General features: G+C 71.5%; 15 protein-coding genes. 13 read left to right on the top strand and 2 right to left on the bottom strand.

Annotation, left to right across the window (positions count from 1 at the left end):
* Nucleotides 1-6: 6 nt before the first annotated feature.
* A complete protein-coding gene (locus CA984_RS13070; protein WP_086571668.1) occupies nt 7-906 on the bottom strand; it encodes an acyltransferase in 900 nt (299 codons plus the stop codon).
* Between the two features lie 156 nt (nt 907-1062).
* Here CA984_RS13070 and CA984_RS13065 point away from each other — a divergent pair, with 156 nt between their 5' ends.
* From CA984_RS13065 to CA984_RS13005, 13 genes are all read left to right on the top strand, one after another.
* Complete coding sequence (locus CA984_RS13065; protein ID WP_086571697.1) at nt 1063-2733, top strand: CTP synthase; 1671 nt, start codon at nt 1063-1065, stop codon at nt 2731-2733.
* Nucleotides 2730-3356 carry an NUDIX domain-containing protein gene (locus tag CA984_RS13060; protein ID WP_086571666.1) on the top strand — a complete coding sequence of 209 codons (627 nt, stop codon included), beginning with the start codon at nt 2730-2732 and terminating at the stop codon, nt 3354-3356. Before CA984_RS13065 ends, CA984_RS13060 begins: the two co-directional genes overlap by 4 nt.
* Nucleotides 3357-3368: 12 nt before the next feature.
* A complete protein-coding gene (locus tag CA984_RS13055; protein ID WP_086571663.1) occupies nt 3369-4295 on the top strand; it encodes a site-specific tyrosine recombinase XerD in 927 nt (308 codons plus the stop codon).
* Between the two features lie 99 nt (nt 4296-4394).
* Nucleotides 4395-5342, top strand: coding sequence for a ParA family protein (locus CA984_RS13050; protein WP_086571695.1), 948 nt, complete (start codon nt 4395-4397; stop codon nt 5340-5342).
* A 30-nt stretch (nt 5343-5372) separates the two neighbouring features.
* Nucleotides 5373-6224 carry a segregation and condensation protein A gene (locus tag CA984_RS13045; RefSeq protein ID WP_086571661.1) on the top strand — a complete coding sequence of 284 codons (852 nt, stop codon included), beginning with the start codon at nt 5373-5375 and terminating at the stop codon, nt 6222-6224.
* Nucleotides 6217-6774, top strand: coding sequence for an SMC-Scp complex subunit ScpB (gene scpB / locus CA984_RS13040; protein ID WP_086571659.1), 558 nt, complete (start codon nt 6217-6219; stop codon nt 6772-6774). Before CA984_RS13045 ends, scpB begins: the two co-directional genes overlap by 8 nt.
* Nucleotides 6774-8639 carry a pseudouridine synthase gene (locus tag CA984_RS13035; RefSeq protein WP_086571657.1) on the top strand — a complete coding sequence of 622 codons (1866 nt, stop codon included), beginning with the start codon at nt 6774-6776 and terminating at the stop codon, nt 8637-8639. Before scpB ends, CA984_RS13035 begins: the two co-directional genes overlap by 1 nt.
* A gap of 79 nt (nt 8640-8718) precedes the next feature.
* Nucleotides 8719-9078, top strand: coding sequence for a chorismate mutase (aroH, locus tag CA984_RS13030; RefSeq protein ID WP_012889696.1), 360 nt, complete (start codon nt 8719-8721; stop codon nt 9076-9078).
* A gap of 7 nt (nt 9079-9085) precedes the next feature.
* The gene (locus CA984_RS13025) at nt 9086-10195 is read left to right on the top strand and encodes a prephenate dehydrogenase (protein WP_086571655.1); all 1110 of its coding nucleotides are present in this window, start codon (nt 9086-9088) and stop codon (nt 10193-10195) included.
* 124 nt (nt 10196-10319) lie between these two features.
* Nucleotides 10320-10976, top strand: a complete 657-nt coding sequence (gene cmk, locus CA984_RS13020) for a (d)CMP kinase (RefSeq protein WP_242675917.1) — start codon at nt 10320-10322, stop codon at nt 10974-10976.
* A complete protein-coding gene (gene der, locus CA984_RS13015) occupies nt 10973-12391 on the top strand; it encodes a ribosome biogenesis GTPase Der (protein ID WP_086571653.1) in 1419 nt (472 codons plus the stop codon). The genes cmk and der overlap by 4 nt, the downstream gene beginning before the upstream one ends.
* Before the next feature lie 414 nt (nt 12392-12805).
* Entirely contained in the window at nt 12806-13000 is a 195-nt protein-coding gene (locus tag CA984_RS13010) for a DUF5999 family protein (RefSeq protein ID WP_086571651.1), read from the top strand.
* 71 nt (nt 13001-13071) lie between these two features.
* Nucleotides 13072-13557, top strand: a complete 486-nt coding sequence (locus CA984_RS13005; protein WP_207620846.1) for an ATP-binding protein — start codon at nt 13072-13074, stop codon at nt 13555-13557.
* 94 nt (nt 13558-13651) lie between these two features.
* On the opposite strand, the gene CA984_RS13000 is transcribed toward CA984_RS13005, so the two are convergent.
* Nucleotides 13652-16069, bottom strand: a complete 2418-nt coding sequence (locus CA984_RS13000) for an ATP-binding protein (RefSeq protein ID WP_242675916.1) — start codon at nt 16067-16069, stop codon at nt 13652-13654.
* Between the last annotated feature and the right edge of the window lie 38 nt (nt 16070-16107).

Below are 16107 nucleotides of genomic sequence, written 5' to 3'. Positions count from 1 at the left end.
GAGACGTCAGGCGCCGCCGACCGGCCCGGTTCCGGCGGCCCCGGCGGGGGCGACGCGCTGAACGGATCCGGCGGTCCCGGGAGGCGCGGGGCGCTCGGCGGGGCTCGGGGATCCGGCGTGCTCCACGTCTCCCGTGGTCCCGGTGTGCTCGGCGGCCCTCACGGTCTCGGCGGGTTCCGCGATCCCGGCGGTCCCCGCGGCCCTCACGGTCTCGACGGGTTCCGCGATCCCGGCGGCGCAGGGCGCGGCCTGTTCGGCGCGGGTGCCGTTGAGGTGGGGCGGCAGCCACCCGTCTCCGGGCACGTAACGGCGGACGACCTTGGCCGGCACGCCGGCGATCACGCTGTGGTCGGGGAACTCGCCGCGCACCACGGCTCCGCCCGCGACCACGCACTGCCTGCCGATCCGGGTGCCCGGCAGGATGATCGATCCGGTGCCCAGCCAGGAACCCGAACCGATGACCACGGGGGTGTTGCGCGGCCACTGGCGGCCGATCGGCGTCTCCGGGTCGTCGTAGACGTGGTTCTGGTCGGTGATGTAGACGTACGGGCCGGTGAACACGTGGTCGCCGATGTCGATCGACTGGTGGCCGACGATGTGGCTGCCCCGGCCGATCGAGCAGCTCCCGCCGATCCGCACGATCGAGTCCGGACCCAGGTCCACCCCCGGGCCCATGCCCGCGGAGATGGAGACGCGCTCGCCGACCAGGGTGTGCTCGCCTATCTCGATCCAGGCCTCGCCGAAGATCGCGCCGACGGGGAACGACAGGCAGGCGCCGTCGCCGAGGCGGCGGAAGCGGTACCCGGCGGGATTGGCCGGGCTCACCGCGCCGGCCGCCCGGATCGCGGCCCAGCCGCGGTGAATGAGGCCGCCGGCGGCACGCCGTACCACGCCACGAATCGACATAACCGCTTAAGTTACCGCTTGGTCAGTTTCCAATGGAATGCGGGGCGGGAGTCACCCGGACAGTTCGCAGGAACGGTTTGATATCCTGAGAGTCCGTGGACAGGTGGGCCGCTATCAGGGTGTGCCGACTGATCTATGACGACCACGGGAGACTTCTTGCGCAGCGCCGCACACACCAAGCATCTGTTCGTCACCGGCGGCGTCGCCTCCAGTCTCGGTAAGGGACTGACGGCGTCGAGCCTCGGACGCCTCCTCAAACTGCGTGGTCTGCGGGTCACCATGCAGAAACTCGACCCCTACCTCAACGTCGACCCCGGGACGATGAACCCGTTCCAGCACGGTGAGGTGTTCGTCACCGACGACGGAGCGGAGACCGACCTCGACGTCGGCCACTACGAGCGTTTCCTCGACACCGAGCTGCACGGCTCGGCGAACGTGACCACCGGCCAGGTCTACTCCAACGTCATCGCCAAGGAGCGCCGCGGCGAGTATCTCGGTGACACCGTGCAGGTCATCCCGCACATCACCAACGAGATCAAGGACCGCATCCGGTCCATGGCCGGTCCTGACGTGGACGTGGTCATCACCGAGGTCGGCGGCACCGTCGGCGACATCGAGTCGCTGCCCTTCCTGGAGGCCGTCCGCCAGGTCCGGCACGAGGTCGGCCGCGACAACGTGTTCTTCCTGCACGTCTCGCTGCTGCCGTACATCGGGCCGAGCGGCGAGCTGAAGACCAAGCCGACCCAGCACTCGGTCGCCGCGCTGCGCAGCATCGGCATCCAGCCCGACGCGATCGTCCTGCGCTCCGACCGCCCGGTCAGCACCTCGATCAAGCGCAAGATCAGCCTCATGTGCGACGTCGACGAGGACGCCGTGGTGTCCGCCGTCGACGCGGCGAGCATCTACGACATCCCCAAGGTGCTGCACTCCGAGGGGCTGGACGCCTACGTCGTCCGCCGCCTCGGCCTGCCCTTCCGCGACGTCGTCTGGCAGGAGTGGGAGCAGCTCCTGCGCCGGGTGCACCACCCGGCCAAGGAGGTCACGATCGCGCTGGTCGGCAAATACATCGACCTTCCCGACGCCTACCTGTCGGTCACCGAGGCGCTGCGCGCGGGCGGCTTCGCCAACGACGCCCGCGTCAACATCCGCTGGGTGAAGAGCGACGACTGCGAGACCCCCGAGGGCGCCGCCCGCGAGCTGGACGGGGTGGACGGCGTGCTCGTCCCCGGCGGCTTCGGCGTGCGCGGCATCGAGGGCAAGCTCGGCGCGATCCGGCACGTCCGGGAGAACAAGATCCCGCTGCTCGGCATCTGCCTGGGCATGCAGTGCATGGTCATCGAGGCCGCCCGCAACCTCGCGAACATCGAGGACGCCGGCAGCACCGAGTTCGACCCCGAGACCACCCACCCGGTCATCTCCACCATGGCCGACCAGGAGGACGTCGTCTCCGGCGAGCGCGACATGGGCGGCACCATGCGGCTGGGCCTCTACCCCGCCAAGCTCGCCGAGGGCTCCCTCGCGCGCCAGCTGTACGGCATGGCGAAGGTGGACGAGCGCCACCGCCACCGCTACGAGGTCAACAACTCCTACCGCGACGAGCTGGAGAAGGTCGGCATGGTCTTCTCCGGCCTGTCGCCCGACGGCCGCCTGGTGGAGTACGCCGAGCTGCCCGTCGACGTCCACCCCTTCTTCGTCGGCACCCAGGCGCACCCGGAGTTCCGCTCCCGGCCGACCCGCTCGCACCCCCTGTTCAAGGGGCTGGTCGGCGCCGCCCTGACCTACGCCGACGTCCGCGGCAGCTCGGCCAGGGCCGGGCGGGGAAAGTGAACGCCTCCGGGCTCGACGTCCAGGACGCCCCGGAGGAGTGGAAGGTCGTCTCCTCCGCCGAGCACTTCAGTGGGCGCGTCATCACCGCGGTGACCGACGCGGTCCTCATGCAGGGCGAGGAGGTCGTCAACCGCGACTACGTGATCCATCCCGGATCGGTGGCCGTGGTCGCGCTCGACGGCCAGGACCGGGTGCTGATGATCCGCCAGTACCGCCACCCGGTCCGCCGCCTGCTCTGGGAGCTGCCGGCGGGCCTGCGCGACGTGGAGGGCGAGCCGCTGCACGTCGGAGCCGCCCGCGAGCTCGCCGAGGAGGCGGGTTACCGGGCACGGACCTGGCACACCCTGGTCGACGCCTTCACCTCTCCGGGGATGACCGACGAGCGGACCCGGATCTTCCTCGCCAGGGACCTCAGCCCCATCCCCGAAGGGGAGCTCGACTTCGTTCACCGGCACGAAGAGGTCGACATGCCGGTGGTCTGGATTCCCCTGTCCGACGCGGTTCGGCGTGCCCTGGCGGGAATGATCCACAATTCCCAAGCCGTGGCCGGTATTCTCGCCGCATACGCCGCTTCGGCGGATGCTTTCGCCTCACTGCGGCCCGCCGACGCACCGGAGGCATGACAGGAGGACACCCTGAGCGAGACGGAGGCCGTCCTCTCCAGCTACCTCGCCCATCTGGCGTTGGAGCGTGGCCTGGCTGCCAACACACTGGCCTCCTACCGCCGTGACCTCCTGCGGTATGTGGAGCATCTGAAGAGCCGTGGACGCGTCACCTTCGGCGAGGTCGCCGAAGGTGACGTCACGGCCTTCCTGACCGCGCTCAGGGAGGGCGACGAGGAGCACCAGGCCCTCGTCGCCAGCTCGGCGGCGCGCGCCGTCTCCGCGGTGCGCGGCCTGCACCGCTTCGCGCTGCGCGAGGGCGTCTCCGGCCACGACCCGGCCCACGGGGTGCGGCCGCCGAGGCAGCTCAGGCGGCTGCCCAAGGCGATCAGCGTGGACGACGTCGAGCGGCTCATCGCCGCCTCCGGCCCCGAGGGCGCACCGCTGACGATGCGCAACCGGGCGCTGCTGGAGTTGCTGTACGGCACCGGCGCACGCATCTCCGAGGCCGTGGGGCTCGCGGTGGACGACGTCGACCTGGGCTCCGACACCCAGCAGGTGCGGCTGCGCGGCAAGGGCGGGCGCACCCGCCTGGTGCCCCTGGGCCGCTTCGCCAGGGAGGCGCTGGGCGCCTACCTCGCCCGGGCGCGTCCGAGGATCGCCGCCCACGGAAGGGGCACCTCGGGACTGTTCCTCAACGCCAGGGGCGGCCGGCTCACCCGACAGGGCGCCTGGGAGGTCCTCCAGGCGGCCGCCGAGCGTGGCGGGCTGGCAGGAATCTCCCCCCATATCTTGCGACATTCGTTCGCAACGCACCTCCTAGACGGGGGTGTGGACGTTAGGGTGGTTCAGGAATTGCTCGGCCACGCCTCGGTGACCACCACGCAGGTGTACACCCTGGTCACGGTCGACAAGCTCCGCGAGGCCTATGCCGCGGCGCACCCGCGCGCACGGCATTGACCTTGGTTATGTCCGGGCGTGCCGCCTTGCCGCATACGTGTTGACGCCATAGTGTCCGTCCGGACGGTCCGGTTCGAGGCCGTCAGGGAGGTTCGACTGGTGACTGTGACCGCCGACGGTTCTGTCCGGGGAACGACCCCCGGAAACCCCGAGAATCCCTGGGGGGACACGAAGACCGCCGGGACCCCTCACACTGGGGGAGTCCTCGGCCCGACCGGGCGACCCCGCCCGGTCTTTCCCGACCCGCCCCCTCGCACGGTGCACGGGCCGGCGCGGGTCGTGGCCATGGTCAACCAGAAGGGCGGCGTCGGCAAGACGACCACCACCATCAACCTGGGCGCGGCGCTGGCCGAGGCCGGGCTCAAGGTGCTGCTGGTCGACTTCGACCCGCAGGGCGCCCTCTCCGTCGGCCTCGGGATCAACCCCCACCAGCTCGACCTGACGGTCTACAACCTCCTGATGGAGCGGCAGATCACCGCCAGGGACGTGCTGATGGAGACCGGTGTCGAGGGCATGGACCTGTTGCCCAGCAACATCGACCTGTCCGCGGCCGAAGTCCAGCTCGTCACGGAGGTCGCCCGCGAGCAGGTGCTCGGCCGGGTGATCAAACCCCTCCTGCCCGAGTACGACGTGTGCCTGATCGACTGCCAGCCCTCCCTGGGCCTGCTCACGATCAACGCGCTGGCCTGCGCGCACGGCGTCATGGTGCCGCTGGAGTGTGAGTTCTTCGCGCTGCGCGGGGTCGCGCTGCTCATGGACACCATCATCAAGGTCCAGCAGCGCATCAACGAGGACCTGGTCATCGAGGGCCTGCTCGCCACCATGTACGACGCGCGGACCCTGCACGGCCGCGAGGTGCTGGCCCGGGTGGTCGAGGCGTTCGACGACAAGGTCTACCACACGGTGATCAACCGGACGGTCCGCTTCCCCGACGCCACCGTGGCCGGTGAGCCCATCACCAGCTTCGACTCCTCCTCGCTCGGCGCCAGCGCCTACCGCGAGCTGGCCCGCGAAGTCCTCACCAGATGGGCCGCGCTGGAGCAGTGACCGCGGTCCCGGGTGCGGGACAATGGTGGGATGACCGAGCAGCCGAAGACGGCCGACGGCACCCTAGGGGTGCAGGCGCCCGACGACACCTTCAGGGTGCACCTGGAGGTCTTCGAGGGCCCCTTCGACCTGCTGCTCGGTCTGATCTCCAAGCACAAGCTCGACATCACCGAGGTCTCGCTCAGCCAGGTCACCGACGAGTTCATCTCCTACATCCGGGCCCGCGGCCCGGAGTGGGACCTGGAGCAGACGAGCCACTTCCTGCTCGTCGCGGCGACCCTGCTCGACCTCAAGGCGGCCAGGCTGCTGCCCTCGGGCGAGGTCGACGACGAGGAGGACCTCGCCCTCCTGGAGGCGCGCGACCTGCTGTTCGCCCGCCTCCTGCAGTACCGGGCCTACAAGGAGGTCGTGAAGGTCTTCTCCGGCCGGATGGCCGAGGAGGCCCTGCGCTTCCCCCGGACCGTGCCGATGGAGGCCCAGTTCGCCAACCTGCTGCCGGAGCTGATCCTCGGTATCGGCCCCGACCGCCTCGCCCAGCTCGCCCAGCGGGCCTTCGCGCCCAAGTTGCCTCCGTCGGTCTCCGTCGCCCACATCTACCAACCACTCGCCAATGTGCGGGATCAGGCGGTTATCCTTGTCGAGCGGCTGCGGCGGGTGCGCCGGGCGACCTTCCGGGCCCTCACCTCCGACTGCGCCGGCACCTTCGAGGTCGTCGCGCGTTTCCTGGCCGTCCTGGAGCTCTACCGGGAGGCGGCCGTCTCCTTCGACCAGGTGGAGCCCCTCGGGGAACTGCACGTGACCTGGACCGGCAGCGACGACGGAGACGTCGCCGTGGCGGACGACTACGACGAGAGCAGCAAGAAAGAGCCCGCCCATGACTGACGTGGTGCCCGAACCGGACCTGTACGCCGGGTTGGAGGCCATCCTTCTCGTCGTCGACGAGCCGGTCGCCGAGATGACCCTCGCCCAGATCCTGGAACGGCCCACCGACGAGATCGCCGCCGCACTCCGTAAGCTGTCGGCGGAATACACGGAGGCCGGCCGGGGTTTCGACCTTAGAGAGGTCGCGGGCGGCTGGCGGTTCTACACGCGGGCCGAGTGCGCGGCCCTCGTGGAGCGGTTCGTCCGCGACGGCCAGCAGACGCGGCTCACCCAGGCCGCGCTGGAGACCCTGGCCGTGGTCGCCTACCGGCAGCCGGTCAGCCGGGCCCGGGTGGCGGCCATCCGAGGCGTCAACAGCGACGGTGTCATGCGCACGCTGGTGACGCGGGGGCTGGTCGAGGAGGCCGGCACCGAACCGGAGAGCCAGGCCTTGCTCTACCGGACAAGTTCGTATTTTCTCGAGCGGATGGGCCTGCGGGATCTCGACGAGCTCCCCGAGCTGGCACCGTTCCTGCCCGATGACGTGGAAACCCTAGAGGAGCACAAGTAGTGAACAGCAGGCGTAGTACCCCGTCCGGTGATGGACGCGGTCAAGGCCGTGGCGGAGCCCCGCGCGGTGGCAGTCCCCGTGGGGGCGACAACTCCCGGGGCGGCTCCCGGTCCGGTGGATCCCGTGGCGGATCGCAGGGCGGCTTCCGTTCCGACGCCCCGCGCCGTGACGACCGCGGCGGGTTCCGTGCCGAGCGCGACGGTTCCCGTAGCCGGTTCGGCCGGCCCGCCGAGGGCGGTCCCCGCTCCGACGCCCCGCGCCGCGATGACCGTGGGGCGCAGGGCGGCTTCCGCTCGGACGCCCCGCGCCGTGATGACCGTGGGTCGCAGGGTGGTTTCCGTTCTGACGGTCCGCGCCGTGACGACCGTGGCGGCTCGCGTGGCGGTTTCCGTTCCGACGGTCCCCGCCGTGACGACCGTGGGTCGCAGGCCGGCTTCCGCTCGGACGCCCCGCGCCGTGACGACCGCGGTGGCTTCCGCTCCGACGGTCCCCGCCGTGACGACCGCGGTGGATCCCGTGGCGGATCGCAGGGCGGTTTCCGTTCCGACGGTCCGCGCCGTGACGACCGTGGCGGGTTCCGTGCCGAGCGCGACGGTTCCCGTAGCCGGTTCGGCCGGCCCGCCGAGGGCGGTCCCCGCTCCGACGCCCCGCGCCGCGATGACCGTGGGTCGCAGGGCGGCTTCCGCTCGGACGCCCCGCGCCGTGACGACCGCGGTGGCTTCCGTTCCGACGGTCCGCGCCGTGATGACCGTGGGTCGCAGGGTGGTTTCCGGTCTGACGGTCCGCGCCGCGATGACCGTGGGTCGCAGGGTGGTTTCCGGTCGGACGGTCCCCGCCGTGACGACCGTGGCGGCTCGCGTGGCAGGTTCGGTGCGGACCGTGGCCGCGGTGACGCGCCCGGCGCCGGTTCCCGCAGCCGGTTCGGCAGGGCCGGTCGGGGGGACGAGGTCCAGACGATCGGCGGCAAGCGGGCCGGCTCGTACGGCGAGCGCCGTACCGTCGCCGACCGCGGCCCCGCGAAGGCCGAGCGCAGGCCCGGCGCGATCGACAACGACCGGTTCAAGACCGCCCGCCAGCCCAAGCGCGACTCGGACTTCTACGACCGCGACTACGTCGACGAGCGCGACACCACCGAGGTCCCGGACGGCGTCCGGCTGCAGAAGGTCCTCGCCCAGGCGGGCGTGGCCAGCCGCCGGGCCTGCGAGGACATGATCGGCGACGGCCGGGTGACGGTCGACGGTCAGGTGGTCCGCCGCTTCGGCGCCCGGGTCGACCCGGCCAAGCAGGTCATCCACGTGGACGGCAAGCGTCTGCCGACGATGCCCGACCTGGTCTACCTCGCCATCAACAAGCCGATCGGCGTCGTCAGCACCATGTCCGACCCCGACGGCCGCCCCTCGCTGGCCGACTTCGTGGCCGACCGCACCGAGCGGCTGTTCCACGTGGGCCGCCTGGACACCGAGACCGAGGGCCTCATCCTGCTCACCAACGACGGCGAGCTGGCCAACCGGCTCACCCACCCGAGCTACGGCGTGCAGAAGAAGTACTGGGCGAAGGTCCCCGGCAGGATCGAGCGTGACCTGGGCCGTCGCCTGAAGAAGGGCATCGAGCTGGAGGACGGCATCGCCAAGGCCGACTCCTTCACCCTGGTGCAGGAGCACGGGCAGCAGGCCCTGGTGGAGGTCGTCCTGCACGAGGGCCGCAAGCACATCGTCCGCCGCATGCTGGAGGAGGTCGGGCACCCGGTCATCGACCTGGCCCGCATCGAGTTCGGCCCGGTGAAGCTCGGCCGTCTCAAGCCGGGTACGGTGCGCGCGCTGACCGTCAAGGAAGTCGGCGAGCTCTACGCCGCCGTCGGCCTGTAACCTTCCGTAATACGTAGGTTTAGGACACGCCGGACCACCCCGCGGGGTGGTCCGGCGTGAACGGTATGGAGGAGCGACGATGGTGCGGGCGATCCGGGGCGCGATCCAGGTCGACGGCAACGACCGGGAGGCCATCCTGTCCGGGGTGACCGAGCTTGTCACCGAGGTGATGGGGCGCAACAGGCTCACCACCGACGACGTGATCAGCGTGATCTTCACGGCCACGCCCGACCTGACCGCGGAGTTCCCCGCCCTGGCCGCGCGCAAGCTCGGCTTCCACGACGTCCCGCTGATCTGCGCGTCCGAGATCGACGTCCCGGGCGCGCTGCCCCATGTCGTCCGGCTGATGGCCCACGTGGAGACCGACCGGCCCCGCCAGGACATCCAGCACGTCTACCTGCGCGGCGCGGTGGCCCTGCGCGTCGACATCGCCCAGTGATCCCCTCATGCGGCACCACGTCCGAGAAGTCCAGGGAGCACGCGTGAGCAGTCCCGAGAGCGTCCTCGTCGTCGGCACCGGCCTGATCGGCACCTCGGTCGCCCTGGCCCTGCGGGAGCAGGGCGTCACCGTCTACCTGGCCGACCGCGACGCGGGAGCCGTACGGCTGGCGCGGGAGCTGGGCGCCGGCACCGAGTGGACCGCCGGGCGGACCGTGGACCTCGCGGTCATCGCGGTCCCCCCGCAGGTGGTCGCCGCTCAGCTCGCCGACCTCCAGCGGGCCGGGGCCGCCCGGTTCTACACCGACGTGGCCAGCGTCAAGGCGCTGCCGCTCCGGCAGGCCGCGGACCTCGGCTGTGATCTGACCACCTACGTCGCCGGGCACCCGCTGGCGGGCCGGGAGCGCTCGGGGCCCGCCGCGGCCCGGGCCGACCTGTTCCTGGGCCGCCCGTGGGCGCTGTGCCCGACGGAGGAGACCTCGCCCGACGCGGTGGAGGTCCTGCTCGGGCTGATCAAGCTCTGCGGCGGCGAGGCCGTCCGGGTCGACGCCGCCGAGCACGACAGGGCCGTCGCGATCGTCTCGCACGCCCCGCATGTGACCGCCTCCGCGGTGGCGGCCCGGCTCGCCGACGCGCCGGCGACCGCGCTCGGCCTGGCCGGGCAGGGCGTCCGTGACGTCACGCGCATCGCGGCCGGCGACCCGGGCCTGTGGACCGGGATCCTGTCGGGCAACGCGCTGCCGGTGGCCGACGTGCTGGAGGCGGTGGCCGCGGACCTGGCGGCCGCGGCCGCCTCGCTGCGGGCCTCCGCGGATCCGGCGGCCATGGGCCAGGTCACCGAGCTGCTGAACCGAGGCGTCGCGGGCACGGGCCGGATCCCCGGCAAGCACGGAGGTCCGGCGCGCACCTATGCGACAGTCCAGGTCATCATCGGTGACCGTCCGGGCGAGCTGGCCAAGCTGTTCCTGGTGGCCGAGGCGGCGGGCGTCAACATCGAGGACGTCCGGCTGGAGCACGCCCCCGGGCTGCCGCTGGGCGCCGCCGACCTGTCGGTGCAGCCGGAGGCGGTGGCGGTGCTCTCCGAGGCCCTGCGCGCGCACGGCTGGCATCTGCCGTAACGGGTCCGTTCCGCGGCCCGCTCCGGCGGGCCGCGGAGCGCTCGGGGCGATCGATGCGTGCTTCCGCCTCCGCTCCCGGTAGCCTCGTACGGACAACTGAAGCGGGCTGTAAGGGAGAGGCGTCGTGACCGGACTGGTCGTCGCCATGGACGGTCCTTCGGGGTCGGGCAAGTCGAGCGCGTCGCGCGGTGTCGCGCGGGCACTGGGGCTGCGTTATCTCGACACCGGAGCGATGTACCGGGCGATCACCTGGTGGATGCTGGAGCGAGGGGTCGACCTCGCCGATCCGGAGGCGATCGCGGCCAGGGCCCTGGACCCGGTCCTCTCGATGGGCACCGATCCGGACGCCCCGTCGGTGGCCGTGGACGGCGCCGACGCCGCCGTGGCCATCCGGACCTCCGAGGTCACCGCCGCCGTCTCCGCGGTCAGCGCCGTGCCCGAGGTACGGCGCCGGCTGGTGGCCGAGCAGCGTGAGATCATCGGCCTGGGCGGCATCGTCGTCGAGGGCCGCGACATCGGCACGGTGGTGACGCCCGGCGCTCCGGTCAAGGTCTACCTGACCGCGAGCGCGGACGCCCGTGCGCTCCGCCGTACGGCAGAGCTCACCGGGACCACGGTGGAGGCGCAGAGGGCCGCGATGGCCCGGCGTGACACCCTGGACTCGACGCGGAAGACAGATCCGCTCGCAATGGCGGCCGACGCCGTCGAACTGGACACCACGGCGCTGAACCTGGAAGAGGTCATCGCCGAGGTGCTACGTGTGATTAAGGAAAAGGCGTGACCGGGGAAGAAGACAGCGGCTGGATCGAGGCTGAGCTGGCCGATCTGGGTACCGAAGACAGCTCTGAGGAAGCGGGCCACGACTCCGGCCCGCAGCCGGTCGTGGCTGTGGTGGGCCGCCCCAACGTGGGCAAGTCCACCCTGGTCAACCGGATCATCGGCCGCCGGGAGGCGGTCGTGGAGGACGTGCCGGGCGTGACCCGTGACCGGGTCACCTACGACGCCACCTGGCGTGGACGCCGGTTCACGGTGGTCGACACCGGTGGCTGGGATCCCGACGCGACCGGCATGGCACTGAAGATCGCCGAGCAGGCGCAGGTCGCGGCCGAGCTGGCCGACGTGATCCTGTTCGTGACGGACGCCGTGGTGGGCGTGACCGACGCCGACGAGATCGTCGGCCACGTGCTGCGCGGCTCCGGCAAGCCGGTCATCCTGGCCGCCAACAAGGTCGACAACCAGCAGATGGAGCTGGAGGCCGCCGGTCTCTGGTCCCTCGGCCTGGGGGAGCCGCAGCCGGTCTCGGCCCTGCACGGCCGTTCCAGCGGCGACCTGCTGGACGTGATCCTGGACAAGCTGCCGGAGACGCCGCAGCAGCGTTTCGGCGTCGAGCGCGGCCCGCGCCGGGTGGCCCTGGTGGGCAAGCCCAACGTGGGCAAGTCATCGCTGCTGAACAAGCTGGCGGGCGAGGAGCGCGTGCTGGTCGACCCGATGGCGGGGACCACCCGTGACCCGGTCGACGAGCTGATCCAGCTCGGTGGCAAGACCTGGCGCTTCGTGGACACCGCCGGCATCCGCCGGCGCGACCGGGAGCTGAAGGGCGCCGACTTCTACGCGAGCATGCGCACCCGGGGCGCCCTGGAGCGCTCGGAGATCGCGGTCGTGCTCATCGACGCCAGCGACGTGCTGACCGAGCAGGATCTGCGGATCATCTCCCTGGTGATCGAGTCGGGCCGTGCCATGGTCGTGGCGTTCAACAAGTGGGACCTCCTCGACGAGGACCGCCGCTACTACCTGGAGAAGGAGATCGACCGCCAGCTCGTCCGCGTGCCGTGGGCGCTGCGCGTCAACATCTCCGCCAAGACCGGCTGGCACGTGGAGAAGCTCGTCCCGGCCATCGAGAAGGCGCTGGACTCCTGGTCCACCCGGGTCCCCACGGCCCGCCTCAACGCCTTCCTCACCGACCTGGTCGCGGCCACCCCGCCCCCGGTCCGCGGCGGCAAGCAGCCCAAGATCCTCTTCGCCACCCAGGCGTCGACGGAGCCGCCCAAGTTCGTGCTGTTCACCTCGGGCTTCCTCGAGGAGACCTACCGCCGCTTCATCGAGCGCCGGATCCGCGAGGAGTTCGGCTTCGCGGGCTCTCCGCTGGAGGTCACGATGAAGATCCGTGACAAGCGAGGGGCACAGAAGAAGAAATGACCGCCTGATCGGACGGCCCGGCCCGCGCCGGGCCGTCCGTCGTCTCCGGACTCCCGCGCCGATTGGCCGGCGGTGTGGTCCGCCGCGCCGGGCTGTCCGTCGTCCCCGGGCTCCCGCGCCGATTGGCCGGCGGAGTGGTCCGCCGCGCCGGGCTGTCCGTCGTCTCCGGGCTCCCGCGCCGGGAGGCCGGGCGGCGTGGTCCGCCGCACCGGGCCGGACGACCTCCGCCTTCCGCGGAGGGGCATCCGGGACACCTGCCTACGTCCTACCGGCCTAGGCTTTACGTGCTCGTGTATCACGGGATAGGTACCTATATAGGTATTTATCCCGTTCCGCTGCCGTCTTTCCGGAGGAGATGCTGGTCACGTCGGCAAGCACTCCGGCGCGACCAGCAAAGGATCGAAGGTACGAGCCATGTGTCAGCACCAACCCCTGTGCCCTCCCGCAAGCGCTCCGGATCGTGAGGCCGCCTCGCTCGTGGCCTTCCACCCCGCGCAGGGATGGGGGTTGCTCTGCAACGGCGTGGTGGTCTTCGAGGACACCGGTGAGCTCCTGCCCGACGGAAGCAGCGTCTCCGCCCGCCGCGATCTCTGCGAGCAGGTGGCATGAACCCGGTCTCCGCTCCCGCTGACCGCCGAGCGGGTACGTCGTGCCTGCTGGCTCCGGCCGAGGTCCTTTCCGTGAACCGCTACGCGCGCTTCCGGCACCGGCCCAGGACCACCGCTATCCAGCTCGGTGAACGTGTGGCCCGCCCTCCAGAGGAGCCCCCTGCCCCGGAGGTCTCCTGGCCGCTCCCGCCCGAGCCGCGCTCCGTGCCCCGGGCGCGGCGACTGGTCCGCGCCCAGCTGGCGGAGTGGGGGCTGGAGGAGCAGAGCGAGGTCGCCGAACTGCTCGTCAGCGAGCTGGTCACCAACGCGCTGGACCATGCGAGGGGGACGATCCGGCTCACCCTCTGCCGCCAGGACGGCCTGCTGCGCTGCGAGGTCGAGGACGCCCATCCCGCGGCGCCTCGCATGCGCCGGGCCCGCGATGACGACGAGAACGGGCGCGGGCTGTACATGCTCGACCTGCTGGCCTGCTGCTGGGGCAGTGCCCGCACGCCGGCGGGCAAGGCGGTCTGGTTCGAGCTGCCCGTCGACGCCCTCTCCGAGAACCGGGTCGCCTGACCCGCCCCGCCCCCTCCCCGGGTGGGACGCCGGAGCCGGTGAGGTCACCACACGGATCGGCTCCGGTGTCCCTTCGCCGTCACACCGCGTCCGCTCAGCCGCCGGGAGCGTGCCGGCCGTCCACGCTCCGGTTCCACTCGCCTACCCAGACGGCGACCTGGGCGCGTGAGGTGAAGCCGAGCTTGCTCAAAATGTGCTCGACGTGCCCCTCGGCGGTGCGCTGGGCGATCACCAGCGCGGCCGCGATCTCCTTGTTGCTCATCCCCTGGGCGACGAGCTGGGCGATCTCCATCTCCCTGCGGGTCAACGGCGCCGGCCGTCCCTCTTCCGCCTGGGACCCGTCCCCGGGCGCGTTCTCTTCGAGCGCGTAGGCGAGCGCCTCGTCGTAGGAGAGCCTGGCGCCCCGCCTGACGGCCGTGTCGAAGGCCGTCCCCCCGAGCGCCCGGCGGACACGGGACACGCATTCGTCGTGGTAGCCGGCCAGGTGCCCGAATCCGGACAGCGGCGCGCCGATCGCCTGCCAGACGGTCTCCAGGACTCCGAGCAGCCGGGCCGCCTTCTGGTACTGCTTCTCCGAGGCGGCGATCCAGGCCAGCACCTCCAGGTTCACCCCGGCTCCCAGCGGGTCGCTGAGCGAGCAGTTGAACCGCAGGCTCTCCTTCTCGAGCTCAGCCGCGCGCGGAGCGTCGCCCTGACGCCAGATCTCGATGCCGAGGGCCATCATCGCGTACGCCCTGTGCCAGCCCTCTCCATGGGTGTCGCACACCGCCAGGCACTCCTCCGCCGCGGAGACGGCGCCCGGCGAGTCGCCCAGGAAGGATCGGGCGAGGCAGAGCCGGATGAGCGCCAGCGCCAGGCCCACCGGGTCGCCGGTGGCCCGGTGGCGGGTCACCGCCTCCTCGTAGAGCGCGACCGCGGACCCGGCGTCCCCCCGGTACATGGCGACCATTCCGGAGTAGAGGGCGACGTAGGCGAGGACCGGCTCCTGGTCGAGCCGCTCCCCGAGGGTCCGGGCCTCCTCCAGCATCGCGGTGGCGGAGGCGACGTCGGCCTGGATGACGGCCAGCCAGCTGTCGGTCCACAGGGCCCGGGCCCGGGTCTCGTCCGGTGCGGTGCGGGCGGCGAGCCCCCGGCCCAGCCAGCGGCGCCCCTCGTGCAGGTAGCAGTTGGTGATCCAGTGGTAGAGCAGGTCGGCGGCCATGCCCAGGCCCGTCGCGATCCCCTCCGGCCTGGCGAAGCAATGCTCCAGGGCCGCCCGCAGGTTGGCGTGCTCGATCTTCAGGGTGGTGAACCAGGCCACCTGGGACGGGCCGAACTGCCACGTTCGCGCCTCCGCCGCCAGCTTCCGGTAGTAGTCGCGGTGCCGCCGCTGAAACGCGGCCGCCTGGCCCGTCGCGGCGAGCCGCTCCCGGCCGTACTGCCGGACCGTCTCCAGCAGCCGATACCGGATCGCCGAAGGGGAAGACGAATGGTCGTCTCTGATCAGAACGGACTTGTCCACCAGTCCGATCACCAGATCGACGACCTCCTCGCGGAGGATGCCGTCGCCGGAGCAGACCTCCTCGGCCGCATCCAGGTCCAGGCCGTCGGCGAACACCGAGGCGCGCGCCCACAGCAGCCGCTCCTGCTCGGTGCAGAGGGCGTAGCTCCAGTCGATCAGCGCACGGAGGGTCTGCTGGCGGGGCAGCGCCGCCCGTGATCCCGAGGTGAGCAGCTGGAAGCGGTCGTCCAGGCGGGCGAGCAGCTGCTCGACGGAGAGGGCCCGCAGCCGCACGGCCGCCAGTTCGATCCCGAGCGGGATGCCGTCCAGCTGTCGGCAGATCCGCTCCACGGCGTCCCTGTTGGCCTCGGTGACGGCGAAACCCGGCAGTACGGCCCCGGCCCGCTCGACGAACAGCTGTATCGCGTCATACTGCGCGAGCGATTCGAGGGAGGGCCGCGAGACGCCGGAGTCCGGCAGCGGCAACGACAGCGCCGGGACGGACAGCGTCTGCTCACCGGCGATGCCCAGCACCTGCCGGCTGGTGGCGAGGATCCGCACCTCAGGCGTGGCGCGCACCAGCGTCTCGGCCAGCACGGCGCAGTCGTGCAGAAGGTGCTCGCAGTTGTCCAGGATCACCAGGGCCTGCTTGTCCCGCAGGTGCTCGATGAGCACCCGCATGGGAGGACGGGAGGAGCGGTCCCGGATCTCCAGCGCCTCGCTCACCGCCTGGACGAGCAGCTCCGGGCTCTCCAGCGCGGCGAGGTCGATCAGCCACACGCCGTCCCGGAAGGCCCGCAGCACGTCGGCCGCGACCCGCAGGGCCAGCCGGGTCTTGCCGACCCCGCCGGTGCCGGTGAGGGTCACCACGCGGGCTCCGGACAGCAGCCGTTTGACATCGGCCACCTCGTGCCGACGTCCCACGAAACTGGTCACCTCGGCCGGCAGCCCCTGTGCCTGCAGCCGCTTCGAGGTGGTTGATGCCACCATGTTCATCAGCGCCTCGCGCCGTCCCGGCCAGCGGATCACCATGCGCTGGAACCAAGCCGACAGACCCCAGGTTATGTCCT

This window comes from Streptosporangium minutum, assembly GCF_002149035.1.
GTDB lineage: Bacteria > Actinomycetota > Actinomycetes > Streptosporangiales > Streptosporangiaceae > Streptosporangium > Streptosporangium minutum.
The sequence above is the reverse complement of the archived record's forward strand: the minus strand, read 5'-3'. Positions and strand labels throughout refer to the sequence as shown.